The sequence below is a fragment of the Sphingomonas phyllosphaerae genome, assembly GCF_029623345.1.
In the GTDB taxonomy this organism is placed as follows: domain Bacteria; phylum Pseudomonadota; class Alphaproteobacteria; order Sphingomonadales; family Sphingomonadaceae; genus Sphingomonas; species Sphingomonas phyllosphaerae_C.
The window spans coordinates 356,675-380,874 of sequence record NZ_JAPYKH010000001.1 but is presented as its reverse complement, the minus strand read 5'-3'; the positions used below and the strand labels follow the sequence as shown (position 1 = coordinate 380,874).

At 71.8% G+C, this 24,200-nt stretch carries 24 protein-coding genes; 16 read left to right on the top strand and 8 right to left on the bottom strand.

The genetic code is table 11. From position 1 onward, the window contains the following. Positions 1-71 precede the first annotated feature (71 nt). Both QBJ89_RS01710 and QBJ89_RS01705 read left to right on the top strand, forming a co-directional pair. A complete protein-coding gene (locus tag QBJ89_RS01710; RefSeq protein ID WP_277978801.1) occupies positions 72-1,076 on the top strand; it encodes a zinc-dependent alcohol dehydrogenase family protein in 1,005 nt (334 codons plus the stop codon). 222 nt (positions 1,077-1,298) lie between these two features. Beyond that, positions 1,299-1,877, top strand: coding sequence for an alpha-ketoglutarate-dependent dioxygenase AlkB (locus tag QBJ89_RS01705; RefSeq protein ID WP_277978800.1), 579 nt, complete (start codon positions 1,299-1,301; stop codon positions 1,875-1,877). 18 nt (positions 1,878-1,895) lie between these two features. On the opposite strand, the gene QBJ89_RS01700 is transcribed toward QBJ89_RS01705, so the two are convergent. Next, positions 1,896-3,212: a chloride channel protein gene (locus QBJ89_RS01700; RefSeq protein ID WP_277978799.1), complete on the bottom strand. Its 1,317-nt coding sequence runs from the start codon at positions 3,210-3,212 to the stop codon at positions 1,896-1,898. A gap of 115 nt (positions 3,213-3,327) precedes the next feature. On the opposite strand from QBJ89_RS01700, the gene QBJ89_RS01695 reads away from it, so the two are divergent. Continuing rightward, entirely contained in the window at positions 3,328-3,687 is a 360-nt protein-coding gene (locus QBJ89_RS01695) for a PilZ domain-containing protein (RefSeq protein ID WP_277978798.1), read from the top strand. Position 3,688: 1 nt separating this feature from the next. Next, positions 3,689-4,093, top strand: a complete 405-nt coding sequence (locus QBJ89_RS01690) for a PilZ domain-containing protein (RefSeq protein WP_277978797.1) — start codon at positions 3,689-3,691, stop codon at positions 4,091-4,093. A 698-nt stretch (positions 4,094-4,791) separates the two neighbouring features. On the opposite strand, the gene QBJ89_RS01685 is transcribed toward QBJ89_RS01690, so the two are convergent. Then, complete coding sequence (locus tag QBJ89_RS01685) at positions 4,792-4,962, bottom strand: hypothetical protein (RefSeq protein ID WP_277978796.1); 171 nt, start codon at positions 4,960-4,962, stop codon at positions 4,792-4,794. Between the two features lie 140 nt (positions 4,963-5,102). Then, entirely contained in the window at positions 5,103-5,591 is a 489-nt protein-coding gene (locus QBJ89_RS01680) for a flagellar basal body-associated FliL family protein (RefSeq protein WP_277978795.1), read from the bottom strand. Positions 5,592-5,701: 110 nt separating this feature from the next. Here QBJ89_RS01680 and QBJ89_RS01675 point away from each other — a divergent pair, with 110 nt between their 5' ends. From QBJ89_RS01675 to QBJ89_RS01630, 10 genes are all read left to right on the top strand, one after another. Then, positions 5,702-6,400: an endonuclease/exonuclease/phosphatase family protein gene (locus QBJ89_RS01675; protein ID WP_277978794.1), complete on the top strand. Its 699-nt coding sequence runs from the start codon at positions 5,702-5,704 to the stop codon at positions 6,398-6,400. Then, positions 6,397-8,700, top strand: a complete 2,304-nt coding sequence (locus QBJ89_RS01670; protein WP_277978793.1) for a patatin-like protein — start codon at positions 6,397-6,399, stop codon at positions 8,698-8,700. The genes QBJ89_RS01675 and QBJ89_RS01670 overlap by 4 nt, the downstream gene beginning before the upstream one ends. Positions 8,701-9,007: 307 nt before the next feature. Beyond that, positions 9,008-9,379 (top strand): hypothetical protein, encoded by a 372-nt coding sequence (locus tag QBJ89_RS01665; RefSeq protein ID WP_277978792.1) that lies wholly within the window; start codon positions 9,008-9,010, stop codon positions 9,377-9,379. Further along, complete coding sequence (gene pyrF / locus QBJ89_RS01660; RefSeq protein ID WP_277978791.1) at positions 9,379-10,053, top strand: orotidine-5'-phosphate decarboxylase; 675 nt, start codon at positions 9,379-9,381, stop codon at positions 10,051-10,053. Before QBJ89_RS01665 ends, pyrF begins: the two co-directional genes overlap by 1 nt. Before the next feature lie 213 nt (positions 10,054-10,266). Next, positions 10,267-10,905, top strand: coding sequence for a phosphoribosylanthranilate isomerase (locus QBJ89_RS01655; protein WP_277978790.1), 639 nt, complete (start codon positions 10,267-10,269; stop codon positions 10,903-10,905). After that, a complete protein-coding gene (gene trpB, locus QBJ89_RS01650; protein ID WP_277978789.1) occupies positions 10,902-12,155 on the top strand; it encodes a tryptophan synthase subunit beta in 1,254 nt (417 codons plus the stop codon). Before QBJ89_RS01655 ends, trpB begins: the two co-directional genes overlap by 4 nt. Continuing rightward, entirely contained in the window at positions 12,152-12,961 is an 810-nt protein-coding gene (trpA, locus tag QBJ89_RS01645) for a tryptophan synthase subunit alpha (protein ID WP_277978788.1), read from the top strand. Before trpB ends, trpA begins: the two co-directional genes overlap by 4 nt. Then, on the top strand, positions 12,958-13,821 hold the full coding sequence (accD, locus tag QBJ89_RS01640) for an acetyl-CoA carboxylase, carboxyltransferase subunit beta (protein ID WP_277978787.1): 864 nt from the start codon (positions 12,958-12,960) through the stop codon (positions 13,819-13,821). Before trpA ends, accD begins: the two co-directional genes overlap by 4 nt. Before the next feature lie 18 nt (positions 13,822-13,839). Further along, entirely contained in the window at positions 13,840-15,168 is a 1,329-nt protein-coding gene (locus QBJ89_RS01635) for a bifunctional folylpolyglutamate synthase/dihydrofolate synthase (protein WP_277978786.1), read from the top strand. 69 nt (positions 15,169-15,237) lie between these two features. After that, positions 15,238-15,672, top strand: coding sequence for a DUF6628 family protein (locus QBJ89_RS01630; protein WP_223010637.1), 435 nt, complete (start codon positions 15,238-15,240; stop codon positions 15,670-15,672). 193 nt (positions 15,673-15,865) lie between these two features. Here the strand turns inward: QBJ89_RS01630 and QBJ89_RS01625 are convergent, their stop codons facing one another. Beyond that, the gene (locus QBJ89_RS01625; RefSeq protein WP_277978785.1) at positions 15,866-17,200 is read right to left on the bottom strand and encodes an AmpG family muropeptide MFS transporter; all 1,335 of its coding nucleotides are present in this window, start codon (positions 17,198-17,200) and stop codon (positions 15,866-15,868) included. 694 nt (positions 17,201-17,894) lie between these two features. After that, positions 17,895-18,338 (bottom strand): response regulator, encoded by a 444-nt coding sequence (locus QBJ89_RS01620; protein WP_277978784.1) that lies wholly within the window; start codon positions 18,336-18,338, stop codon positions 17,895-17,897. 96 nt (positions 18,339-18,434) lie between these two features. On the opposite strand from QBJ89_RS01620, the gene QBJ89_RS01615 reads away from it, so the two are divergent. Together QBJ89_RS01615 and rsmD are read left to right on the top strand one after the other, a co-directional pair. Then, complete coding sequence (locus QBJ89_RS01615; RefSeq protein WP_277978783.1) at positions 18,435-19,847, top strand: pseudouridine synthase; 1,413 nt, start codon at positions 18,435-18,437, stop codon at positions 19,845-19,847. Further along, positions 19,844-20,383, top strand: coding sequence for a 16S rRNA (guanine(966)-N(2))-methyltransferase RsmD (gene rsmD, locus QBJ89_RS01610; protein ID WP_277978782.1), 540 nt, complete (start codon positions 19,844-19,846; stop codon positions 20,381-20,383). Before QBJ89_RS01615 ends, rsmD begins: the two co-directional genes overlap by 4 nt. Positions 20,384-20,390: 7 nt before the next feature. Here rsmD and QBJ89_RS01605 read toward each other — a convergent pair whose 3' ends face one another. The 3 genes from QBJ89_RS01605 to QBJ89_RS20165 form a co-directional block, all read right to left on the bottom strand. Then, positions 20,391-21,701: an MFS transporter gene (locus tag QBJ89_RS01605; protein WP_277978781.1), complete on the bottom strand. Its 1,311-nt coding sequence runs from the start codon at positions 21,699-21,701 to the stop codon at positions 20,391-20,393. Positions 21,702-21,976: 275 nt separating this feature from the next. Further along, a complete protein-coding gene (locus QBJ89_RS01600) occupies positions 21,977-23,470 on the bottom strand; it encodes an inorganic phosphate transporter (protein WP_431522495.1) in 1,494 nt (497 codons plus the stop codon). Next, a complete protein-coding gene (locus QBJ89_RS20165) occupies positions 23,401-24,186 on the bottom strand; it encodes a GFA family protein (protein WP_431522493.1) in 786 nt (261 codons plus the stop codon). The genes QBJ89_RS01600 and QBJ89_RS20165 overlap by 70 nt, the downstream gene beginning before the upstream one ends. Positions 24,187-24,200: the final 14 nt, after the last annotated feature.

Here is a 24,200-nt window from a genome sequence, read left to right as displayed (position 1 = left end):
GCTTGAACCCGTGGGCGGCGACACGACATCGCCGGCTGCTTACCCGAGAAGCGAAGCATGAAGGACCCGACATGAAGGCCATGACGATCGGCGCCCCGCCCACCCTCGACTCGCTGGGCTTCACCGAACGCGCCGACCCCGGCGCGCCCGGCCGCGGCGAGATCCGCGTCGCGCTGCACGGCAGCTCGCTCAACTATCACGACCTCGGCGTCGTCACTGGCGGCATGCCCGCGGGCGACCGCGTCATCGCGCTCGCCGATGGCGGGGGCACGGTGGAGGCGGTCGGCGACGGCGTAACCGAATTCCAGGCTGGCGACGCGGTCGTCTCCTGCTTCTTCCCCGATTGGCAAGACGGCGCGCCCACCATCGGCGACTTCCGTCGCACCCCCGGTGACGGCATCGACGGTCACGCCATCGAAGCCGTCGTCCGCCCTGCCACCGCCTTCACGCGCGCACCCAAGGGCTATGACGCGGTCGAGGCGGCCACGATCACCACCGCGGGGCTCACCGCCTGGCGCGCGTTGGTCGGCGAGGGCGCGCTCAAGGCCGGCGACACCGTGCTGCTGCTCGGCACCGGCGGCGTCGCGATCTGGGGGCTTCAGATCGCCAAGGCGATGGGCGCGACTGCGATCGTCACGTCCTCCTCGGGCGAGAAGCTGGAGCGCGCACGTGACCTCGGCGCCGACCATGTCGTCAACTATCGCGAGGTGCAGGACTGGGGCCGCGCGGTGCGCGACTGGAGCGGCGGCGGGGTCGACCATGTGCTCGAGCTCGGCGGCGCGGGCACGCTGACCCAGTCGATCGAGGCGGTGCGCGTTGGCGGGCAGATCGCGCTGATCGGCACGGTTGCGGGGGTGACCGGCGACGTGCCGACCGCGGCGCTGATGGGCAAGCAGGCGCGGCTGCAAGGGCTGATCGTCGGCTCGCGCCGCCAGCAGCAGGAGTTCGTCCGCGCGATCGAGGCCACGGGCATCCGCCCGGTGATCGACCGCCGCTTCCCGCTCGAACGGCTGCCCGACGCCTTCCGCTTCCAGCAGTCGGCCGGGCATTTCGGCAAGATCGGGATTGAGTGGTGATCGATCGCCACTTGAAAGCCTAAGGAAAACAACCATCTTCGCGTCATCGTCAACAACGGGAAGGAGGTGATCGAATGTCTCATTGTCACAAGCCGGTTACGGCACAGGGCGCGGGCATGATCGCTTCTGCGGGGCATGCCGCCGCCTGACACACTGCCGGCCCCGGCCGACAATGGAGAGGCCGTCCCGTAAGGGGCGGCCTCTCGCTTATGTGAGAGCCCGATGGACGATCTCTTCGACCTGCCGCTGCTCCCCGGCCTGCGCAGCGTCGCCGCCTTCATCGGCGCGGACGAGGAGCGCGCCCTGGTCGAGCGGATCGACTCGCTCGCGCTCGCGCCGTTCCGCTTCCAGGGCTGGCTCGGCAAGCGACTGACGCACAGCTTCGGCATTCACTATGATTTCGATCGCGCCGCATTGGCGCGCACCGACCCGCTGCCGCCGTGGCTCGCGGCGGTGCGCGACCGTGCCGAGGTGGCGATCGGCCTCGCGCCGGGCACGCTCGAGCAGGCGCTGCTGATCCGCTACGATCCCGGCGCGAGCATCGGCTGGCATCGCGATCGCCCACATTTCGACCACGTCGTCGGCGTCTCGCTCGGCGCTCCCGCGGCGATGCGCTTCCGTCGCCGCGTCGGCGAGCGGTTCGAGCGCCGCAACGCGCCGCTGCCGCCACGCGGGCTCTACCATCTCGCTGGCGCGGCGCGGTACGAATGGGAGCACAGCATCGCCGCAATGGCGGCGACGCGCTGGTCGATCACGCTGCGCAGCCTGTCCGAGCGCGGGCGCGGCGCTGTCGGTGGCTGAGCAGAAGCCAGGTGAGCTTCAGGGCCGTGCGAAGGTGCGCGCCAGCCCGTGGTATAGCTTCTCGCGACACACCAGGCTGCTCGCGCCGTCGGCGAGGAAGGCGGCGGCGAACATCGGCAGCATCAGCCCGCGGCTCGCGGTCGTCTCGGAGAGGATGATCACCGCGGTCAGCGGCGCGCGCACCACACCGGCGAAATAGCCGACCATACCGAGGATCACGATCGCCGAGGCGGGCTCGTCCGGGAAGAGCGGGCGCAGCAGGTTGCCCAGCCCGGCCCCCACCGCCAGCGACGGCGCGAAGATGCCGCCGGGCAGCCCCGCCACCGCGGTCGCCAGCGTCGCCAGGAACTTGGCGGGGCCGAACCACAAAGGCGCGTCGACCCCGACGATCATCGCGCGCGCCGCGTCATAGCCGGTGCCCCAGGTCAGCCCGGTGGCCACACCAAGGCCGCCGACCACCACGCCGCAGAGCGCCGCGAAGGCGACCGGGCGCTGCTTCGACCAGATCGTCAGGCGGCCGCGGCCGGTGGCGAGCGCGAGCATCAGCCGCGCGAACAGCCCGCCGCTCAGCCCGCCTGCGATCCCCGCGACCGGCACCGCCAGCAGCGCCGGGCCGAGCGTGAGATGCGCCCCGATCACGCCGAAATAGACGTAGTCGCCCTGCACCGACTGGGCGACCATGCCCGCAATCACGATCGCCGCGATCACCAGCAGCGTCACGCGCTGCTCATAGGCCGAGGCGAGCTCCTCGATCGCGAACAGCAGTCCGGCGAGCGGCGTGTTGAAGGCCGCCGCCACGCCCGCCGCGCCGCCCGCGATCAGCACCGCACCGCGCAGCGGCACGCGCAGCAGCCGGTGGCTCAGCCCCATCACCGCCGCGGCGATCTGCACCGTCGGCCCCTCCCGGCCCACCGAGGCACCGCCGAGCACCGCCGCGAGCGTCAGCGCCGCCTTGGCCGTGACGGTGCGCAGCGAGACGAGCGAGCCGGTGGCACGCTCCGGATCCTGCTGCGCGACGATCACCTGGGGAATACCCGAGCCGCGCGCGAGCGGCACCCAACGCCGCGTCACCCACACCAGCGCCGCGAACAGCAGTGGCGTGGTGAGCAGCGGCGCGTAGCGGTAGCGATGCGCATATTGCGCGAACAGCCCGCCCGCCGCGTCGGCAGCGAGCGCGAACAGGGTAGCGGCGACGCCGATCGCGACCGCGCCGGTGAGGATCGCCAGCCGCGTGCGGAAGCGTACCGAGCGCGGTCCCTGCGCGCGGAGCAGCGCGAGATAGCGCCGCGCGGTCCAGCGCCGCTGGCCGGCGGCGGAAGTGCGCGTGTCGGACATGCCCCGCTCCTACTGCACCGGGCCGAAAAGGCCAGCGCCGCGCCGTCAGCATGTTACGGCCTGTTAAGCCTATTGAGCGATAAGCGGATCATCGTGCGAGGCAGGTGGAGGTAACGTGGAGCAGGTGAGCGCAGGCGGCGATGACGTGTGGCTGGAGGCGGCGTCGTGGAGCGACAACCGCCGCGAGCTGCGCGTGCCGACCGCGCTAGAGGGCAGTCTGCGCCTGTTCCTGGGCGAGAGCGAGTCGGTCCAGGTGGTCGATGTCTCCAACCGCGGTTGCCGGCTGCGCGGCGTCACGCTCAAGGCGGCGCAGCGCGTGTGGCTGCGCATCGGCGGCCTTGAGACGCTGGTCGGCACGGTGGCCTGGTGCGACGACGGCGAGGCGGGCATCCGCTTCGAGCAGCGCCTGCCGCGTGCGGTGATCATGCTGCTGTCGGGCGGCGCGCGCGACGACGACGGCTACGAGGATATCTGAGGTGAGCGGCCCGGTCAGCAGCGACTCGACCAAGCACGAGCTTCAGCCGCGCGCCGAGCGCCATCGCGTGATGCTGGGCGCGCTGATCGAGCGTTTCGGCCACGGCGGCGCGACTCGCCATCGCGTGCGTGACCTGTCGACCACCGGCGTGCGGGTCGACCAGGCCGAGCGGCTGCAGCGCGGCGCGACCGTGCTGGTGACCGTGGGCTCGCTCGCCGCGGTGGGCGCGACGGTGATCTGGGTCGAACAGGGCGCCGCCGGACTCCGCTTCGCCCAGCCAATCGACCCCGACGATGCGCGGTCCAAGACCTTCGTCGCCAAGCCGAGCGCGCCGACCCGCCAGCGCGACGAACCGCTCGGCAAGGCCGGCTGGCTGGGCCATATCCGCGGCGCCTACGACCGCTGAGGCGGGAGGAGTGGGTGAAAAGGCGCTCCCGCGGGCGCAGGAGCTCGGTCTCGTACGATCAGGACGCTGAGCACCGCGGTCCCTGGCGGCGCAGGAGCGCGGCTCAGCTGATCGTCGTCGTCACGGCCGCCGGCGGCAGGACCAGACCAACGCGGCCAAGCTGCCGATCACCGCGGCCAGCGCAGTGATCAGCGGGGCGTCGAGCAGGATCATCGGGCACCTCCTTCCACGCGCTCAGCCATAACGCGGAGCGGCGATGTAGGACAGAACATATTAAGAACATTGTGCTTGCGACATGCTATGCAGCGTGAGTGCGATCGACGTCGATCGGGCGTCGGCGGACCCTCAGCACAGTAAACGCCGGACGGCGGGCGAGCACCAGGCTCGACCGGTGTCGATACTCGACGCCACCCCTCTTCATGCCGGCCTTATCCTGACATTCGCAGGTCCGCTCGCGCGGAGGGGTCGCCTCGCGGAGATCTGGATCCGGCCGCATGGCGTACACCGCAGCGCGAACGCCTCCGTCGAACCGTCATCTCGGCTCGACTCGCCATCCATGGCGCCGCGGGCGTCGCCGGCAATGCTCCCGCCGAGGAATGGACCCGGCTCAGCGCCACCATGACGACGGGCCGTGGCGCGATGTCGCCTTGGGGGGACACCATCCTCTCACGCAGCGAGGCTGCGTCCGATGACAAACCCTATACGCCTTCGGCGCGCTCCTCGGCCATGCGATGCTGCCCGCGCGCGCGCGCGGCGCTGCGGATGAGATGTTCGCTCATCTGCATCGCCACTTCGGCGCTGAGGTTGAACGAGCGGCCGCAACTCGATTCGATGATCACCATGCCGTCACGCGCGGCGACCAGCGGCACGCTGGTGCAGACTCTAGCGCTCACCCTGACCCTCCGGTTCGTCGCGGCACGTGGCGCCGCCCGCAGCGCACCAGCGTGCGCCATCGAAGTGTCACAAACCGGCCGGCCGATCCGCCGTTCCACGTCGCGTCGCACCCAGCTCACTGGTCGTCGCTGCCGCCCTGAACGATGAAGTCGGTGAAATAAGCCGCGTCGACATGGCCGGTATAGCCGTCGGCGGCGAGCTGGCGATTGACCGCGCCGGTGATCGCGCCGAGCAGCTGCTGCTTGCCCGCGTCGGTCATGTCGGCAGCCTCGCTGGCGTCGCCGAAAGCGAGGATCATCGCCGAGCGCAACGCCGGGTCGTCGCGCCGCAGCCCCTCGAGCACCTTCGGATCGCGCGTGCTCACCGACACGGCCGCCTGGAGCACCGCGTCGGTGTCCTTGATGTTGACCGTCAGCGGCGGGTCGAAGGCGTAGAATTGCACCGGCAGCACCGCCGGCACGGCGGGAGCCGCGTCCGCCCGCACGTCCGACTCGATCGCCGCGGCGCCGCCGTCATGCGACAGCACCACCCCGCCGGCCGCACCCAGCCCGATTACGAGCACCGCCGCCACCGGCACCAGCGCCAGCTTAGTTCCTCGCTTCATCCCGCGTCCATCCGCTGCCTCGCGGAGCATCGTAACGCCAGGTGATTACTGTCGCGCTAACTAGCACCGGCGGCTGCAACCGCTGGGCGGGCCGACTCGTTACGCGTGCGATGAGGCTCAAGGTCGCAAGCTACAACATTCGCAAGGCGATCGGCACCGACCGCCGCCGCAATCCCGAGCGGATCCTCCAGGTGTTGCGCGAGATCGACGCCGACGTGGTGGCGTTGCAGGAGGCCGACCGCCGCTTCGGCCAGCGCGCCGCGGTGCTCACCCCGCACCTGCTCGAGGAGCACAGCGACTGGCGCTCGGTCGGGCTCGGCATGCGCGCGACCAGTATGGGCTGGCACGGCAACGCCTTGCTGGTGCGCAAGTCGGCGACGATCCTCGACTGCCAGCAGCTCCACCTGCCCGCGCTCGAGCCACGCGGCGCGGTCAGCGTCGATCTCGACGTCGCGGGCGCGGCAGTGCGCGTGATCGGCATGCACCTCGATCTCTCGGGCCTATGGCGGCGCCGGCAGGCCGCGGCGATCCTGCAGCACGCCGCGCATCGCGCCCCCGGCCCCGCGACGGTGATGATGGGCGACCTCAACGAGTGGAGCCGCGCCTCGGGCTGCCTCAGCGACTTCGCGCGCGACTTCCACTTCGCCGAGACCGGACCGAGCTTCCACGCGCGTCGCCCGATCGCGCGGCTCGACCGCATCATGGTGTCGCGCGCGCTGCACGTCGCCGCCTGCGGCGTCCACCAGTCGCCCGCGGCGCGGGTCGCCTCGGACCACCTGCCGATCTGGGCGGAGATCGACGCCGCATGAGCCAGCCGGCGGTGCGCGAGAAGGAGCTGCGGCTCGCGCTCGTCTGCTACGGCGGAATCAGCCTGGCGGTGTACATGCACGGCATCGTCAAGGAGGTGTGGCACCTCGCCCGTGCCAGCAGGGCGGCGCGCGAGGACGCGCCCTGCGACGGCGCGAGCGCGCGAGTCTATCGCGCGCTGCTCGACGAGATCGAGGAGAGCGCGCATTGGCGCCTACGCGTGCTGCCCGATATCGTCGCGGGGGCGAGCGCGGGCGGGATCAACGGCGTGTTCCTGGCGCAGGCGATCGCGAGCGGCCAGTCGCTCGATCCGCTCACCGATCTGTGGCTCGACGGCGCCGACGTCGAGCGGCTGATCGACGCCGACGCCGCGCCCGCCTCGCGCTTCTCCAAGGTCTGGGCGCTGCCGCTCGCCTGGATGGCGGCGGGGCGCAGCGCCGACCAGCTCGAGGCGCTCGATGAGGCGACCCGCGACGAGGTGCGGGCCAAGCTGTCGCATTTCGTCCGCTCGCGCTGGTTCGAGCCGCCCTTCTCGGGCGAGGGCTTCACCGCGATGCTGCTCGACGCGTTCGAGGCGATGGCGGCAGCGCCGCGCGGGCCCCGTCTGCTGCCGCCGGGACAGCCGCTCGACCTGTTCGTCACCGTCACCGACTTCGGCGGCCACCCCGAGCGGCTCCAGCTCCACTCGCCGCCCGAGGTGATGGAGACCGAGCACCGGCTGGTGCTGCCGTTCAGCGACCATGGCGTCGCGCTCGACACGCTCGCCGCCGTGCCCGAGCTCGCCTTTGCCGCGCGCGCCACCTCGAGCTTCCCCGGTGCCTTCCCGCCCTTCACGGTGGCCGAGCTGGACCGCGTACTGCGCGCGCGGCGGCGGCGCTGGCCGGGGCGGCACGACTTCCTCGAGCGCGTGCTGCCGCGCCACGCCGCCGCGCGCGCCGCCGAGCGCGCGGTGCTGATCGACGGCTCGGTGCTCGCCAACGCGCCGTTCCGCCCCGCCATCGACGCGCTGCGCGAACGCCCGGCGAAGCGCGAGATCGACCGACGCTTCGTCTATGTCGACCCGTCGCCCGGTCACAAGCTCACGCTCGGCGGGAGCACCGCCGGACCGCCGGGTTTCTTCCAGACCATCCTCGGCGCGATCAGCGAACTGCCGCGCCAGCAGCCGATCCGCGACAATCTCGAGGCGCTCGCCGAGCGGTCGCGCCGGATCGAGCGGATGCGCGCGATCACCGAGGCGATCCGGCCGCAGGTCGACTCGGCCATCGAGGAACTGTTCGGACGCACCTTCTTCCTCGACCGTCCGACCCCGGCGCGGCTGGTGGCGTGGCGCCGCCGCGCGCAGGCGGCGGCGGCCGAGCGCGCTGGCTTCAGCTATGTCGGCTACGGCCAGCTCAAGGCCGCAGGCGTGGTCGAGTTCGTCGCCGCATTGCTCTACGCCGTCGGCGGCGCGCCCGGGGTGCAAAGGTGGAGCCGCACGCGCCAGCGGCTCGACGCCGCGCTCGCCGCGCGCGGGCTCGGCGCCGACGCGGTCTATGCCGGTGGCGCGAGCGACGCGATGGTCGCCTTCCTGCGCACCTTCGATCTCAACTTCCGGGTGCGCCGGCTGCGGCTGCTCGCGCGGCGGCTCGGCGAGCTCGAGCATGAGGCGAGCGCCGCGGCGCTTCAGCCGCTGCGCGACGCGATCTACGACTCGCTCACTGAATATCTCGCCGCCAAGCGCACCGACACGCACGCGGCGCTGCGGCGCGAGGTGCGCGCGCTGCGCGACGACGCCGGGCCGCTGCTCGACGCGTTCGGCGCCTCGCTCGATCTCACCGCGCGGGACGCCGCCACCGACGCGCGCATGGCCGCCGCGCTGTCCGCGGTGCCGCGCGAGATACGGCGGCCGATGCTGCTCAATTATCTCGGCTTCCCCTTCGTCGACGTGGCGACGCTGCCGCTGCTCCAGGGCGAGGGGCTCGACGAGTTCGACCCGGTCAAGGTCGACCGCATCTCGCCCGACGACGCCCGCTCGATCCGCTCGGGCGGCGCGACGGCGACGCTGAAGGGCATCCAGTTCAACAGTTTCGGCGCCTTCTTCAGTCGCGCCTATCGCGAGAACGACTATCTCTGGGGGCGGCTGCACGGCGCCGAGCGGATGATCGACATCACCGTCTCCACGCTGCCGCCGGCGACGCGGCTGCGCCCGGGCCGCGTCGCCGCGATCAAACGCGCCGCCTTCCGCGCCATCCTCGACGAGGAGGAGGCGCGGCTGACGCACTCGCCCGGGCTGGTCGCGGCGCTGCGGCGCGAGGTGGGGTGATCAGGTGAGCAGGGGTGGCGTGCGCCCCTCCGCCTCTTCGCGTCATCCCGGCGGAGGCGGGGATCGATGCACGCTGCCGCCGCGGTTCTTGCCGCAACGTCTGCGCGTCTGGATCCGCCTGCGCGGGGATGACGGAAGTTGGGGGAAAGGTGCTTCACCGAAGCGACGATGCGGGATCCATACGACGGGTACCCACGTAGCCTTCCGTGCCCCCTCCCCCTTTCGAGCCGTGCCAGTCCCATTCCGCGCCGCCGCGATGCGCCACCGCGCGCTGGTAAATTCGGGACGCGCCGCCTAGCGTGGCGCGATGCAATTCCTGAAGCTCTTGTTCTGGTGCCTGATGGCGTTCCTCGCCGCGGTGTTCACCTTCGGCAACTGGACCAACGTCTCGATCCAGCTGTTCGGCGGCCTGGTGGCGGAGGTGAACCTCCCGCTGCTGCTGCTCACCACCTTCCTGCTCGGCTTCGTGCCGACGCTCGTCTACCAGCAATGGCTGCGCTTCCGCCTGCGCCAGCGGCTCACCGCCGCGGAACGGTCGCTCGAGACCGAGCGCGCTCTGGCCGCCGCGCGCGCGAGCGAGCCGGCCGCGCCGGGCGCGCCGGGCGCGGGCGTCGTTGTTCCGGTCACTCCTCCGCCACCCGCCGCGATCCCCACCGCCGTGCCGCCGGGAGTCGCGTGATGAGCAGCCGCGTCTATGTCGCGCTCGACACGCCCGATCTCGCGCGCGCCCAGGCGCTCGCCGCCAGGGTCCGTCACCACGTCGGCGGGATCAAGCTCGGGCTCGAGTTCTTCTGCGCGAACGGCCCCGCCGGAGTGCGTGCGCTCGAGGAAGTCGGACTGCCGGTCTTCCTGGACCTCAAGCTCCACGACATCCCCAACACCGTCGCCAAGGCGGTACAGTCGCTCGCGCCGCTCGCCCCCGCAGTGCTGACCGTGCACGCCGCCGGCGGGCGCGCGATGCTGGAAGACGCCAAGGCGGCAGCGCACCCTGACACCAAGGTGGTCGCGGTAACGATGCTGACCAGCCTCGACGAGCGCGACCTCGCCAACATCGGCGTTGCGGGCAGCGCGCACGACCACGTGCTGCGTCTCGCCGCCTTGGCGCAGGAAGCGGGTCTGGACGGTGTCGTCTGCTCGGGCGCCGAGGTGCGCGCGGCCAAGGCGGCGTGGTCGGACGGCTTCTTCGTGGTGCCCGGCGTGCGCCCGGCGGACGGCGTGGTCGGCGACCAGAAGCGCGTGGTGACGCCGCGTCAGGCCGCCGACGCCGGCGCCTCGATCCTCGTGATCGGCCGCCCGATCACCCAGGCCGAGGACCCCGACGCGGCCGCGCGCGCGATCGCCGCGACGTTGTAGCCGTCTTCCGAGCGAGCGGTTCAGCGGCTATTTCCCGCGTGCCGCGCGAAAGCGGCGTGATCTGCCAAAGCAAGCGCGACGTGAAGACGATCAACACGCTCCGCCGCGCCGAGCTGGACGCACCTTTGCCCGGTCGGCTCGATACGATCCCGCGCTCGCGCCCGCATAGCCTGCCTCTGGCGCGACCCGGTCTCCGCGCCTAGATCGCTCCCCATGCCCGTCACTGCCAAGATCTGCGGCCTCTCGACACCCGCCACGCTCGACGCCGCGCTCGACGGTGGGGCAAGCCATGTCGGCTTCGTCTTCTTCCCGCCCTCGCCGCGCCACCTCGCGTTCGACCAGGCTGCCGCGCTCGCGGCGCGCGCCGGCGATCGCGCGCGCCGCGTCGGTGTCTTCGTCGACCCGACCGACTCGCTCGTCGCCGAGGCGGTCGTCGCGGCGCGGCTCGATGCGATACAGCTCCACAAGGTGACCCCCGCGCGCGCCGCCGCGCTGCGCCAGACCGCGGCCGTGGAGACCTGGGTCGCGCTCGCGGTGAGGACCGCGGCCGATCTCGCCGCCGCCCCTGCCTATGCCGGCGCCGCCGACCGGCTGCTCTACGACGCCAAGACCCCCGACGACGCGGCGCTGCCCGGCGGCATGGGCGTGCGCTTCGACTGGCGGCTGCTCGACGGCGCGCGCCATCCGCTGCCCTGGGCGCTCTCAGGCGGGCTCGACGCCGGCAATGTCGCGGAGGCGGCGGCGCAAACCGGCGCGCGCCTGGTCGACGTCTCCTCCGGCGTGGAGCGCGCGCCCGGCGTCAAGGACGTGGACAAGATCGCCGCCTTCCTGCAACGGGTCGCCCGACTATGACCGACACGCTCACCCCCGATCCCGCGGCGCGCGCCAACAGCCTGCGCCAGCAGCCCGACACGCGCGGCCATTTCGGCGATTACGGCGGCCGCTACGTCGCCGAGACGCTGATGCCGCTGATCCTCGAGCTCGACCGCGCCTATCGCTCGGCCAAGGAGGACCCGGCGTTCAAGGCGCAGTTCGACGACCTGCTCGAACATTATGTCGGCCGCCCCTCGCCGCTCTACTACGCCGAGCGGCTGACCGAGACGCTGCGCCAGAGCGCGGAGCCGGGCATGGGCGCGCAGGTATGGTTCAAGCGCGACGAGCTCAACCATACCGGCGCGCACAAGATCAACAATTGCATCGGCCAGATCCTACTCGCGATCCGCATGGGCAAGACGCGGATCATCGCCGAGACCGGCGCAGGCCAGCACGGCGTCGCCACCGCCACGGTGTGCGCGCGCTTCGGCCTGCCCTGCGTGATCTACATGGGCGCCAAGGACGTCGAGCGGCAGCAGCCCAACGTCTTCCGCATGAAGCTGCTCGGCGCCGAGGTGCGCGCGGTGGAGAGCGGCGCGCGTACGCTCAAGGACGCGATGAACGAGGCGCTGCGCGACTGGGTCGCCAACGTCCACGACACCTTCTACATCATCGGCACCGCCGCCGGCCCGCACCCCTATCCCGAGCTGGTGCGCGACTTCCAGAGCGTGATCGGGCGCGAGGCGCGCGCGCAGTTGCTCGACCGCACGGGGCGCCTGCCCGACCTGCTCGTCGCCGCGATCGGCGGCGGGTCGAACGCGATCGGCCTGTTCCATCCCTTCCTCGACGATGACGTCGCGATGCTCGGCGTCGAGGCGGCGGGCGAAGGGCTTGAGGCCAAGCATGCCGCCAGCCTCGCCGGCGGCTTCCCCGGCGTGCTCCACGGCAACAAGACCTATCTGCTCCAGGACGAGGACGGCCAGATCGCCGAGGCGCATTCGATCTCGGCCGGCCTCGACTATCCCGGCATCGGCCCCGAGCACGCCTGGCTCAAGGACATCGGCCGCGTCGAGTATACCGCGGTGACCGATCGCGAGGCGCTCGACGCCTTCCAGCTGCTGTGCCGCACCGAGGGCATCATCCCCGCGCTCGAGCCGTCGCATGCGATCGCCGCGGTGGCGCAGCGCGCCAAGCACATGCCGGCCGACCGCATCATCCTCGCCAATCTGTGCGGGCGCGGCGACAAGGACATCTTCACCGTCGCCGAGGCGCTGGGAGTGAGCATGTGACGCGGCTGTCCGACGCCTTCGCCAAGGGCCGTGCCGCGCTCGTGTGCTTCGTCACCGCGGGTGACCCCGACGCGGGCGCTACTCCCGCGATCCTCGACGCTTTGGTCGCGGGCGGCGCCGACGTGATCGAGCTGGGCATGCCCTTCACCGACCCGATGGCGGACGGGCCCGCGATCCAGGCGGCGAACATCCGATCGCTCGGCGCGGGCACGCGCACCGCCGACATCCTGCGGATCGCGACCGGCTTCCGCGCGCGCCACCCGCACGTGCCCCTCGTACTGATGGGCTATGCCAACCCGATGCTGCGCCGCGGCCCCGCGTGGTTCGCCGCCGCGGCGCGCGACGCCGGGGTGGACGGCGTGATCTGCGTCGACATTCCCGCCGAGGAGGACGAGGCGCTCGGCCCGGCGCTGCGCGACGCGGGCGTGGCGATGATCCGCCTCGCCACGCCGACGACGGTGGGCGAGCGGATCGGCGAGGTGCTCGCGGGCGCGGACGGCTTCCTTTATTATGTCTCGGTCGCGGGCATCACCGGCAAGCAGCAGGCGGTGCAGGCGTCGATCGAGGAAGCGGTGGCGCGGCTCAAGGCGGCGACCGACCTGCCCGTCGCGGTCGGCTTCGGCGTGCGCACCCCCGAACAGGCCGGCGCGATCGCGCGCGTCGCCGACGGCGTGGTGGTCGGCTCGGCGATCGTCGAGCTCGTCGCGCAGCACGGCGCGGCCGCGGCGGCGCCCGTCACCGCTTATGTCCAATCGCTCGCGGCGGCCGTGGCGGCCACCGCCGAGGCAAGAGAGATGACCGCATGAGCTGGCTCAGCAACGTCCGCAACGCGATCGGCGGGTTCGTGCCCGGCGCCAAGACGCAGGGCGCCGACACGCTCTGGCACAAGTGCAAGGGCTGCGGCACGATGGTGTTCAACAAGGAGCTGGAGGACAACCTGTTCGTCTGCCCGAACTGCGACCATCACGAGCGCATCGGGCCGAAGCAGCGCTTCGCCTATCTGCTCGACGAGGGCAGCGCCGAGCCGCTGGCGCCGCCGCGCGCCGCCGAGGACCCGCTCAAGTTCCGCGACTCGAAGCGCTACGCCGACCGGCTCAAGGCGGCGCGCGTCAGCACCGGCGAGCAGGACGCCTTCGTCAACGCGCGCGGCACGATCCACGGCCAGCGCGTCGTGATCGGCGTGCAGGACTTCGCCTTCATGGGCGGCTCGATGGGCCAAGCCGTCGGCGAGGCGTTCGTCCAGGGTGTCGAGACCGCGATCAAGGACCGCGCGCCGTTCATCGTCTTCACCGCGAGCGGCGGGGCGCGCATGCAGGAGGGCATCCTCAGCCTGATGCAGATGCCGCGCAGCACCGTGGCGATCCAGCTGCTTCACGACGCCGGCCTGCCCTATATCGTCGTGCTGACCGACCCGACCTCGGGCGGGGTGATGGCGGCCTATGCGATGCTGGGCGACGTCCAGATCGCGGAACCCAAGGCGACGCTCGCCTTCACCGGGCGCCGCGTGATCGAGAACACGATCCGTGAGAAGCTGCCCGAGGACTTCCAGACCAGCGAATATTATCTGGAGCACGGGCTGATCGACATGGTGGTCCACCGCCGCGAGCTGCGCGACCGGCTCGCCACCGTGATCGGCTATCTCTGCGGCGAGCGCCGCGCCGCCTGAGGCGACGCGCCCCGCCCGATGGCCGACCACGCCGTCTCCGCCGACCCGCGCGTCCAGGCGCAGCTCGACCGGCTGTGGGCGCTCTCGCCCGGCGCCGACGTGCTCGGGCTCGAGCGGATCACGCGGCTGCTCGCGCGGCTGGGCGACCCGCAGCGTCACCTGCCGCCGGTGTTCCATGTCGCGGGCACCAACGGCAAGGGCTCGACCTGCGCCTATCTGCGCGCCGCGCTGGAGGCGGCGGGGTATCGCGTCCACGCCTACACCAGCCCGCACCTCGTCCGCTTCAACGAGCGCATCCGGCTCGCCGGCCGGCTGATCGAGGACGACGCGGTCGCCGCGCTGCTGGCGGAGGTGCTCGACCAGGCGGGCGACCTCGGCGCGAGCTTCTTCGAGGTGACCACCGCCGCCGCCTTCCTCGCCTTCGCGCGCACCCCGGCGGACGGCTGCGTGATCGAGGTCGGGCTCGGCGGCCGACTCGACGCCACCAACGTGCTGCCCGCGCCGCTCGTCTGCGGGATCGCCGCGCTGGGGATCGACCACCAGGCCTTTCTCGGCGACACGCTCGCGCAGATCGCGGCGGAGAAAGCGGGGATCGCCAAGCCAGGCACGCCGCTGGTGACGATGCGTTACCCGCCCGAGGCGGCCGCGCCCGTGGCGCGCGCCGCCGCCGCCGCGGGGGCGCCCCTGCTCGTCGAGGGTGAGGCGTGGTGGCATCGCGTGACCGACTCCGCCGTCGAGCTCAGCGATCGACGCGGCACCGTCACCCTCCCCCTTCCCGCGCTCCCCGGCGCGCACCAGGCGCACAATCTCGCGCTAGCCGCGGCGATGCTGCGCGCGCAGGACCGGCTCGGGCTCGACGAGGCGGCGCTCGCCGCGGCGGCGCGTGGGGCGCGCTGGCCCGCGCGGCTGCAGCGCCTCGCCGCCGGGCGGCTCACCGCGCCGCTCGGCGCCACCCCGGTGTGGCTCGACGGCGGCCACAATGAGTCGGCGGGGCGCGCGCTCGGCGCCGCGCTCGACCGGGTCGCCGGCGCGGGCGAGGCGCGCTCGCTCGCGGTGGTGCTCGGCATGCTCGCCAACAAAGACCCGCGCGGGCTGCTCGCGCCGATCGCGCACCGCGTCGGGCTGTTCGTCGCACTGCCCGTGCCGGGCCACGCGCACCATGACCCGACCGATCTCGCCGCCCTCGCGCGCGAGATGGGCGTCCCCGCCGCGGCGACCGCTGGATCGATCACCGAGGCGGTCGCCGCCGTGGCGAACGCCGTCGCTGCGCCCGCCGCGGTGCTGGTGCTCGGCTCGCTCTATCTCGCCGGTGAGGTGTTGAGCGCGAACGACGAGCTGCCCGACTGACTCGCAAGTTTGCGATTGACTATCAATAGCGCGTGAACGACCCTGCGGGCCGAACGAGGAGTCGCCCGTATGTCCGAGTTGTCCGCCGCCGCCACCCTCCAGGCCCTGCCCTATGCCTTGCCCGAGTGCGGCAACGCCCGCGTCATTCTGTTCGCGATGCGCCGGATGGGCGCGCACGGTCTCGCCGACGCGCGCGCCGCGCACGCGCTGTTCACCGCCTTCGGCGAGGCGTTCCGGCGCCCGCTCACGCTGATCCGCGCGCTGATGGCGGACATGGCGGCCAATGCCGCCGCGCCGATCGCGATCGCGCCATGCTGCTGCGCGCGCATGACTCCCTCGGAGCAGGTGCTGCTGTCGATCCTGGCGCGCGTCGAGACGCGGGTGGAGAGCGCGCGGCTGCTGCTGCAGGACCTGCTCGGCCAGCGTCACGTCGACGGCGTGCTCGCCAGCGCCGCCGCGGTCGCCGCGGCCTTCGCCGACGAGGGGCGGCCGGTGTCGCTGTGAGGGCGCGGGCGAACGCAGGGAGAGAGGCTCAGGCGGCCGCCGCTCCATCCGGCATCCTATCGCCCTCTAACCGTCATTCCCGCGGAGGCGGGGATCCAGAAACGCTGACGCCTGCGGTTGAGCCGCGACGGCCGCGGTTCTGAATCCCTGCCTGCGCAGGGATGACGTATCAGAGGAGAAAGGAACGCGCCCCCTACCCGCTCCGCCCGTCGCGCGCGTCGCCCGGCCCCTCGGTGCCGGCGCTGCCGACCGAGCGGTCGATGAGCCCCGAGCGCCCCATCCAGAAGAACAGCAGCACCCCGGGCAGCGCGGCCGCGACTGTCAGCCAGTAGAAGCCGACGTAGCCGAACCGCTCCACCAGCGCGCCCGCGGTGGTGCCGGTGACGACCCGCCCGACGATGCTCGAGGCGGCCGAGATCAGCGCATATTGCGCGGCGGTGAAGCGCAGGTCGCACAGCGCCGAGAAATAGGCGACCACGGTGACCCCGCCGATCCCCGAGGCGACGTTCTCGAACAGGATCGCGCCTGCGAGGCCGACGTTGCTGTGCCCCGCCGCGGCGAGCAGCGCGAAGCTGACGTTGGACACCGCCATCAGCACGAGGCTGAGCAGCACCGAGCGCTTCATGCCGAGCCGCGCGTACAGCCAGCCGCCGATGAAGATGCCGACGAGAAAGGCCCAGAAGCCGACGCCCACGTCGTACAAGGCGATCTCGTCGTTGCTGAAGCCGAGCGAGTCGAGCATCAGGCGCAGCACCAGCGAGCCGAGCGTGTCGCCGATCTTGTGGATCAGGATGAACAGCAGGATCACGGCCGCCCCCGGCCGCTGGAAGAATTCGGTGAACGGCTGCCACGTCGCCGCGAGCGCCTCCCCGATGCCGCGCCGGCGGACGGGGTCGCGGTGGCGTCGCGGCTCGCCCACCACCAGCGCCGCCAGCATCGCGGGCAGCGCCAGCGTCGCGCAGGCGCAATAGGCCGCGGCCCAGCCGTAGCGCGCGGCGATGATCAGCGCGAGCGAGGCCGCGCCGGCCGAGCCGATGCGCCAGCCATATTGGCTCATCCCCGACCCGACGCCGAGCTGGCGCGGCTCGAGTATCTCGATGCGATAGGCGTCGATGACGATATCATAGGTAGCGCCCGCGACACCGACGAGCACCGCGGCGACCGCGGTCGCGGCGATGCTCGCCCGCGGATCGGCGAAGGCAAGATGCACCACCGCGGCGATCACCAGCGTGCCCGCGAACAGCAGCCACGAAACTCGCTGGCCCAGCCGCCCGATCACCGGCAGCCGCACGCCATCGACCACCCAGGCCCACAGGAACTTGAGATTATAGGCGAGGAAGGCGAGGCTGAAAGCGGTGACGGTCTTCTTGTCGATTCCGTCCTGCGCCAGCCGCGTCGTCAGCGTGGCGGCGATCATGGCATAGGGGAAGCCCGAGGACACGCCGAGCGCGAAGGCGGCGAGCGGCCCCCGCTCGACATAGGGCCTGATCCCGTCCCGCCAGGTCGTGCCGTCCGCGCGCGTCGCCATCAACTCGATCCGCTCCGTCCTCTGCCCCGCCGCGGCGCGCGCCGGACAGCGAGCGCTAGACCATCGCCGCCGCGAGCGGAAGGCGCGGTACGTGCGGGCTTGCGGCAGGGCGGTGCGGGTAGTGGACGGGGCGGAGGCGACGCATGAGCTTGAGCGCACGCGAAGGCGCGATCAGGTCTGTCGCGCGGAGGCGCGGAGGAAAGATGTCGCCGCCGCGCGCGCAGCGGCTCTCATCAACGCGCATCATTCGGGTGCGCGCCGCGGCTTGAAGGCGCCCTCCGCCTCTCCGCACGAACAATCCTTCTCCTTGGCGTCCTCGCATCTTCGCGTCGCCGCATCACTAATTGGTACGTCCGGACCGCCATGGCCCGGCACGCAGTCTCGCGACGGCCAGAAGCGGTCGCGCTGTCCTACACCTGCGTAGTCGTGGCAAAGCGGACGCATGCCGTCTTCCGCCACCGATCATGCGGTCGCATCGACCCGGGCGACCCCGACCTCGCTCCAACATGACTCAACATTCGCTCAGCGCGAGCATCGCGCCTCAATCCTCCCTCAAGGCCAGAGGCATGAGGAAAGGCTCACGAATACTGCACCTTATAAGCAGGATCTCACCGAGAGTCTCCGCTCCAAGCCAATGTTGAGTCCCGCACCAGAACCGCGCCAGCGACTCAACATTCGCAACATTCGCGCGGGTTCAGGCGGTCGCCGCGCCGCCGGTGTGGAACAGCTGGAAACCCCCGGGCAGCCGACGCGGCGGTTTGCCGGCGACGCTCTGCTCGATCGCCACGATCGCGCCGAGCAGGTCTCGCTGCGCATAGGGTTTGGCGAGGAAGCCGCTCGCCAGGGTGGCGGCGTCGTCAGGGCAGTCGCCGGTGACGAACAGCACCGCCACGCCACGCGCGCGCGCCACCCGCGCCACCTCGACGCCGCTACCGTCGGCGAGCGTCACGTCGACCAGCACCAGGTCGATCGGCGTCTCGGCGGCGAGCACCGCCAGCGCGTCGGCGACGCGGTCGACCGTCGCGACGATGCTATAGCCCTGGTCGGTGAGCAGATGCTCGGCGTCGAACGCCACCAGCGGTTCGTCCTCGACCAGGAGCAGCCGCTCGAGAACCCGCTGTTTGCGCCCGAAGACCATATGCCCTCCCCATGGTTACGCGGGCTCAACGCGCGGGCGGGCGCGCGGGTGCAAATAAATGCCGCTAAGTGCGCGACGATCGGCTAAGCGGCCGCGATGGTCGATCCCCATCCCGAACAGCGCGCGGCGGGACGCGCCGAGCACCGTATCGCCAAGCTGCTCGCACGCGCCGGCGTCGCGTCGCGGCGCGAGATCGAGCGGATGATCGCCGAGGGACGCGTGGCGCGCGACGGTGTCGTGCTCGACACCCCCGCGACGCTGCTCGCCTCGCTCGACGGCGTCACCGTCGACGGCGAGCCCGTGGCGGCGCCCGCACCGGCGCGGCTGTTCCTGTTCCACAAGCCCGCCGGCGTGCTGACCACCGAGCGCGACTTCAGCGGCCGGCCGACGATCTACGACCGCCTGCCCAAGGACCTGCCGCGCGTGGTGCCGGTGGGGCGGCTCGACCTCAACACCGAGGGATTGCTACTGCTCACCACCGACGGCGAGTTCAAGCGCGAGCTCGAGCTCCCCGCCACCGGCGTCGAGCGCAGCTATCGCGCGCGCGCTTATGGCGCGGTGACCCAGGCGCAGCTCGAGGAATTGATCCACGGCGTCGAGGTCGAGGGCGTGCGCTACGGCGCGATCGACGCCAATCTCGAGCGCCGCACCGGCGCCAACGTGTGGATCGAGATGACGCTGCGCGAGGGCAAGAATCGCGAGGTGCGGCGCGTGCTCGAGCATCTCGGACTGCGCGTCGGGCGGCTGATCCGGACGCGCTACGGCCCGTTCGTGCTCGGCGACCTGCCGGTGGGCGGGGTGGGCGAGGTGCGCGCCGCCGATCTCACCGGGTTCCGCCAGACGTTGCGCTCGCCGGCGGCGACGCGGCTGCCGACCGAGCCAGTGACGGTACGCGACCAGCGTGCCGGACGCGGCGCTGGGATGCGGCCGTCAGGCGGCACGGGCGACGCGCGAGCAGCGCGGCCGGCGGGAGGAACGAGCGAGCGGTACGGCGCCGGTAGGCCGGTGCGACCGGCCGCAGGCGCGAGTGCGCGCGCGAGTGCCCCGCGTGGCGTTCGAACGGAAGCGCCGAGCGCGGCGCTCGCGGCGCGCGCCCCTGCCGGAACAGGTCGGCGCGCGCGCGTGGTCGACAGCACCGCCGCGGCCGAGCGCCCGACCCGTCCCGCCGACGACCAGCGCGCGCGCCGCACCACGCCGCACACCGGCGCACCGGCCGAGCGCCCCCGCGTCGCCGAGGACAAGCGCACCGGTCGCGCGCCGTCGCGCGCTGGAGCGTCGGTCGAGCGCCCCTTCCGTCCTGACGATGACGCGCGCACCCGCCGCAGCCCGCCGCGTGCCGACGACGATCAGCGCGCCCGTCGCGCCGCGCCGCGCGCCGGCGCGTCGTCGCCGCGCGCGCCGGGCGACGCCGACGCCACCCCGCCGACCCGCCCCGAGCGGCCCAAGCGCCAGCCCGGCTGGGCCAAGCCCAAGCCGCGCTCGGGGCCGCCGCGCAAGGGGCGCCGATGAGGATCGTCGCCGGCAGCTGGCGCGGCCGCGCGCTCATCACGCCCGCGGGCGAGACGACGCGACCCACCGCCGACCGCACGCGCGAGGCGCTGTTCTCGATGCTGCTCAGCCGCGTCGGCAGCTTCGAGGGACTCGCGGTGGCGGATCTCTTCGCCGGCTCGGGCGCGCTTGGGCTGGAGGCGCTGTCGCGCGGCGCGCGCTCCTGCTTGTTCGTCGAGCAGGACAAGGCCGCGCTCGACTCGCTGCGCGCCAACGTGGCCAAGCTGGGTGCGACCGGTGCGGACGTGCGCGCGGGCTCGGTGCTCGCGCTCGGCCCCGCGACCGCGCCGTTCGACCTCGTGATGATGGACCCGCCCTATGGCACCGGCGCAGGCGCGGTGGCGGCGGACAAGCTCGCGCGGCTCGGCTGGATCGGCCCCGCCACCTGGGTCACGGTCGAGACCGCGCGCGGCGAGGCGGTCACGGCGACGGGGTTTGAGACGATCGTGGAGCGAGTCTATGGGCGCGCTCAGGTCACGCTACTGCGGCTCGCCTGAGCGCGCGTCACGGCCCCTCGACCGGCACCGCGTCGACGTGGCGCGCCGGGCGCATGACCAGCAGCGCGACGAGACTCAGCAGCGACATGGCGGCGAGATAGACGCCGACCGGAACGAGTCCGCCGCGCTGCGCCAGCGTCTGCGCCGCGATCGGGGTGAGCCCGCCGCCGATGATGCCGGCCATGTTGAAGGCGAGGCTCACCCCGGTGTAGCGCACCCGAGCGGGGAACAACCCGGGCAGCCAGGCGCCGAGCGGGCCATAGACGAAGCCCATGACGAACAAGGCGAAAGCGAGCGTCGCAAAGACCGCGAGCGGCGCGCCCGAGCCGAGCCCGGGCACCAGCGCGAAGCCGGCGACCACCGCACCGACGCAGCCCCAGCGCAGCACATGCGCGGGCGAGCGCCGGTCGCTCCACTCACCCGACAGGGCGATCCCGAGCGCCATGAACAGGATCGCGCCGAGCTGGAGCGCGAGGAACAGCTGCCGGTCGAACCCGCGCGTTACCGCGAAGCCGAGCGCGAAGGCGGTCGCGACATAATAGACCGCGAAACACGCCACCGCCCCCAACGTCCCGCCCAGCGCGGCGCGCCAATGGTGGCGCAGCAGCTCGCCGATCGGCACCGCGGGCGGCGGCCCTTCCTCGATCATGGCGGCGAAGGCGGGCGTTTCCGCGATCGTCAGCCGCACCCACAGCCCCAGCGCGATCAGCACCGAGGAGAGCAGGAACGGCAGCCGCCAGCCCCAGGCCATGAAGGCGTCGCGATCCATCGTCGCGCCGAGCAGCAGGAACAGCCCGTTGGCCGCGATGAAGCCGACCGGCGCACCGAGCTGCGGGACCATGCCATAGCGACCGCGACGGTGCGGCGGCGCGTTCTCCACGGCGAGCAGCGCCGCCCCACCCCACTCGCCGCCCAGTCCGAAGCCCTGCCCGAAGCGCAGCAAGCACAACAGCAGCGGCGCGATATAGCCCGCCTGCGCGAAGGTCGGCAGGAAGGCGATCGCCATGGTCGAGCCGCCCATCAGCAGCAGACTCGCGATCAGCGTCGACTTGCGTCCCACGCGGTCGCCGAAGTGACCGAAGGCCCAGGCGCCGATCGGCCGCGCGAAGAAGGCGACAGCCAAGCTGCCGTAAGCGGCCAGCAGCTCCACCGCGGGGTCGCCGGTCGGGAAGAACAAGGGCCCGAACACCAGCGAGGCGGCGGTGGCGTAGATGTAGAAGTCGTAGAATTCGACCGATGTCCCGACCAGGCTGGCGAGCAGGATACGGCGGTGCGAGGCGCCAGGGTGCGGGGCGGTCGGGAGCGGGGACGCTGACATGACCACGGTCATCGAGCGGCCGTCGGCCCCGGGTCAACCGGGAAAAGTTTGCCGCATGGTCACGAAAGGCTCTGCGACCGACACACAGCAGCAACGTTGCGTGGCTATAACGCGGATGACGGCGCCGCTCCCCCTGTGTGGCGCCGTGATGGTCGGACACTCCCCCTCGTCCGATCCTTCCCTGGACTACGGGGCGGCTCGCGAGGGCCGCCCCGGCTTTTCCGACAGCGCGGGAACGCGAATGCAGCGCGACTAGCAAGTCGCCCGCTGCAGCGTCACGACAGCCCGGCGGTCCGCACCAGGGCGCGCAGTAGCCAGAACAGCGCGCCCGACAGCGCCATCGCGACCGGCAGCGTCAGCAGCCAGGCCGCGGCGAGCTGCAGCAGCGTGCGGCGCTGCAGCCCCTGCCCGCTCGCCACAGAGGCGCCCGCCACGCCCGAGGAGAGGATATGCGTCGTCGACACCGGCAGCCCGAAACGGTCCGCCGCCAGGATCGTGGCCGCAGCGACCAGCTCGGCCGAGGCGCCCATGCCATAGGTCATGTGCTGCTTGCCGATCTTTTCGCCGACCGTGACGACGATCCGCTTCCAGCCGATCATCGTGCCGAGCCCGAGCGCCAGCGCGACGGCCACCTTGACCCACAAGGGAATGAACCGCGTGCCGCGCTCCAGTCGCTTCTGATAATCGGCGAGCGCGTCCTTCTCCACGTCGCTCAGCCGCGACGTCTTATCGGCGACGATCATCCGCGTCGCGTCGAGCACCAGGTACATGTCGTTGCGCACGTTGGGCGCGGCCTGCGCCGGAACGTTGCTGAGCGCCCCGTAACCGCCGACGCGCTGCGATAGGTCACGCGACACTGCCACCACCGCGCCATAGGCCTGGGGCGACACCGCGCGGCGTTGCTCCAGCGCATCCTTGAGCAGCGGTCGCGCGCGCTCGAGCGGCACCGCGGCGGCGCCGTGCCGGGTCAGCGTTCCGCTCGCGTCGCTGGCGCTGGCAAGGAAGGCGGGCGTCTCGCTCGCGGGCAAGGTGCGATTGAGCGCGTAGGCGGTCGGCGCGCAGCCGATCAGGATAAGCATGATCAGCCCCATGCCCTTCTGCCCGTCGTTCGAGCCGTGGCTGAACGACACCGCGGTGCAGGTGAACACGAGCAGCGCGCGGATGCCGAGCGGCGGCGGCGTGCCACCCTCGGGCGCCCGCATCAGCTCGGGCGAGCGTGCGACGCGGCGCAGTACCAGCAGCAGCAGCGCCGCGGCCGAGAAGCCGATCAGCGGCGCCATCCAGAGGCCCGTCAGCACCCTCGTAGCCTGGCTCCAGTCGACCCCGGCGGTGCCGCCCGCGCCCGACGTGAGCAGCTGGTTGGCGAGCCCGACGCCCAACACCGACCCGATCAGCGTGTGGCTCGAGCTGTTGGGCAAGCCGACGTACCAAGTCGCGAGATTCCAGATCACCGCGGCGAGCAGCAGCGCGAAGATCATCGCGAAACCCGCGCCCGAGCCGACGTTGAGGATCAGGTCGACCGGCAACAGCGTAATTATCGAATAAGCCACCGCCCCCGACGACAGAAGCACGCCGAGAAAATTGAAAAAGCCGGACCACACCACCGCCAGATTGGCCGGCAACGAGTTGGTGTAGATCACCGTCGCGACGGCATTGGCGGTGTCATGGAAACCGTTGACGAACTCAAATCCCAGCGCGATCAACAGGGCGAGGCCGAGGAACAGGAACACGCCCACGGCGAGCTGCTCGCCGACCTGCTGCGTGTCGATGACGATGCTGATTCCGGCGTAGAGGAGCCCTGCTGCGGCAAGCAGCAGGAACAGGAGGCGCGCGCCGGGATGAACCGGCGCGTCAAATCGTCGCGCAGCAGCAAGCGACGGCGGCGACTCGCTGGCCGCGAGGACGGTGGTTGCCATGGTGGCACCGCCTTCCTCCTCCAACGTGACACTTTAATGACGATTAATGTCCCATGATGAGGCAGTAGCGGCAGGTCGGCGGCCAGCCGATCGCATGCCCTCGGCAAAGGTAATTCCTCACGCTCAGCCGACGACCAGCGCTTACCGCCATCATGCGTCAGTCCAGCCCGGGATAGGTCGCGAACGCGGGTAGATCCGACATCGCCGCGGTCCAAGGCAGCCGCTCGTTGACCATGATCTGCGCGCTGCGGAAACGGCGCCGGGTCGTCGAGCGTTCCCGACTGAACGTCGACCAGACCGGGCAGCGCGCTTGCGTTGCGATAGAACAGCCCGGTACCGCAGCGCCCGCAGAACTGGCGTTCGCCGTGCTCCGACGATTGATACGTCACCGGCTCGCCGGTCATGCTGACGTGATCCTCGCGAAAGGCGATCCAGCCCGGCACCGGCGCGCCCGACCAGCCGCGGCAGTCGGTGCAGTGGCATAGAGCGTGGTGCTCGGGCGCCCCCTCCGCCTCGTAGCGGATTGCGCCGCAGTGGCATCCTCCCGCAATCGTCGTCTGCTCCGCCATCTCGCTCTCCCCCG

Coding starts and splice junctions, on each gene's coding strand:
- QBJ89_RS01710 (WP_277978801.1), top strand. CDS start 72: ATGAAGGCCATGACGATCGGCGCCCCGCCCACCCTCGACTCGCTGGGC.
- QBJ89_RS01705 (WP_277978800.1), top strand. CDS start 1,299: ATGGACGATCTCTTCGACCTGCCGCTGCTCCCCGGCCTGCGCAGCGTC.
- QBJ89_RS01700 (WP_277978799.1), bottom strand. CDS start 3,212: ATGTCCGACACGCGCACTTCCGCCGCCGGCCAGCGGCGCTGGACCGCG.
- QBJ89_RS01680 (WP_277978795.1), bottom strand. CDS start 5,591: ATGAAGCGAGGAACTAAGCTGGCGCTGGTGCCGGTGGCGGCGGTGCTC.
- QBJ89_RS01675 (WP_277978794.1), top strand. CDS start 5,702: ATGAGGCTCAAGGTCGCAAGCTACAACATTCGCAAGGCGATCGGCACC.
- QBJ89_RS01670 (WP_277978793.1), top strand. CDS start 6,397: ATGAGCCAGCCGGCGGTGCGCGAGAAGGAGCTGCGGCTCGCGCTCGTC.
- QBJ89_RS01665 (WP_277978792.1), top strand. CDS start 9,008: ATGCAATTCCTGAAGCTCTTGTTCTGGTGCCTGATGGCGTTCCTCGCC.
- pyrF (WP_277978791.1), top strand. CDS start 9,379: ATGAGCAGCCGCGTCTATGTCGCGCTCGACACGCCCGATCTCGCGCGC.
- QBJ89_RS01655 (WP_277978790.1), top strand. CDS start 10,267: ATGCCCGTCACTGCCAAGATCTGCGGCCTCTCGACACCCGCCACGCTC.
- trpB (WP_277978789.1), top strand. CDS start 10,902: ATGACCGACACGCTCACCCCCGATCCCGCGGCGCGCGCCAACAGCCTG.
- accD (WP_277978787.1), top strand. CDS start 12,958: ATGAGCTGGCTCAGCAACGTCCGCAACGCGATCGGCGGGTTCGTGCCC.
- QBJ89_RS01635 (WP_277978786.1), top strand. CDS start 13,840: ATGGCCGACCACGCCGTCTCCGCCGACCCGCGCGTCCAGGCGCAGCTC.
- QBJ89_RS01630 (WP_223010637.1), top strand. CDS start 15,238: ATGTCCGAGTTGTCCGCCGCCGCCACCCTCCAGGCCCTGCCCTATGCC.
- QBJ89_RS01625 (WP_277978785.1), bottom strand. CDS start 17,200: ATGGCGACGCGCGCGGACGGCACGACCTGGCGGGACGGGATCAGGCCC.
- QBJ89_RS01620 (WP_277978784.1), bottom strand. CDS start 18,338: ATGGTCTTCGGGCGCAAACAGCGGGTTCTCGAGCGGCTGCTCCTGGTC.
- QBJ89_RS01615 (WP_277978783.1), top strand. CDS start 18,435: ATGGTCGATCCCCATCCCGAACAGCGCGCGGCGGGACGCGCCGAGCAC.
- rsmD (WP_277978782.1), top strand. CDS start 19,844: ATGAGGATCGTCGCCGGCAGCTGGCGCGGCCGCGCGCTCATCACGCCC.
- QBJ89_RS01605 (WP_277978781.1), bottom strand. CDS start 21,701: ATGTCAGCGTCCCCGCTCCCGACCGCCCCGCACCCTGGCGCCTCGCAC.
- QBJ89_RS20165 (WP_431522493.1), bottom strand. CDS start 24,186: ATGGCGGAGCAGACGACGATTGCGGGAGGATGCCACTGCGGCGCAATC.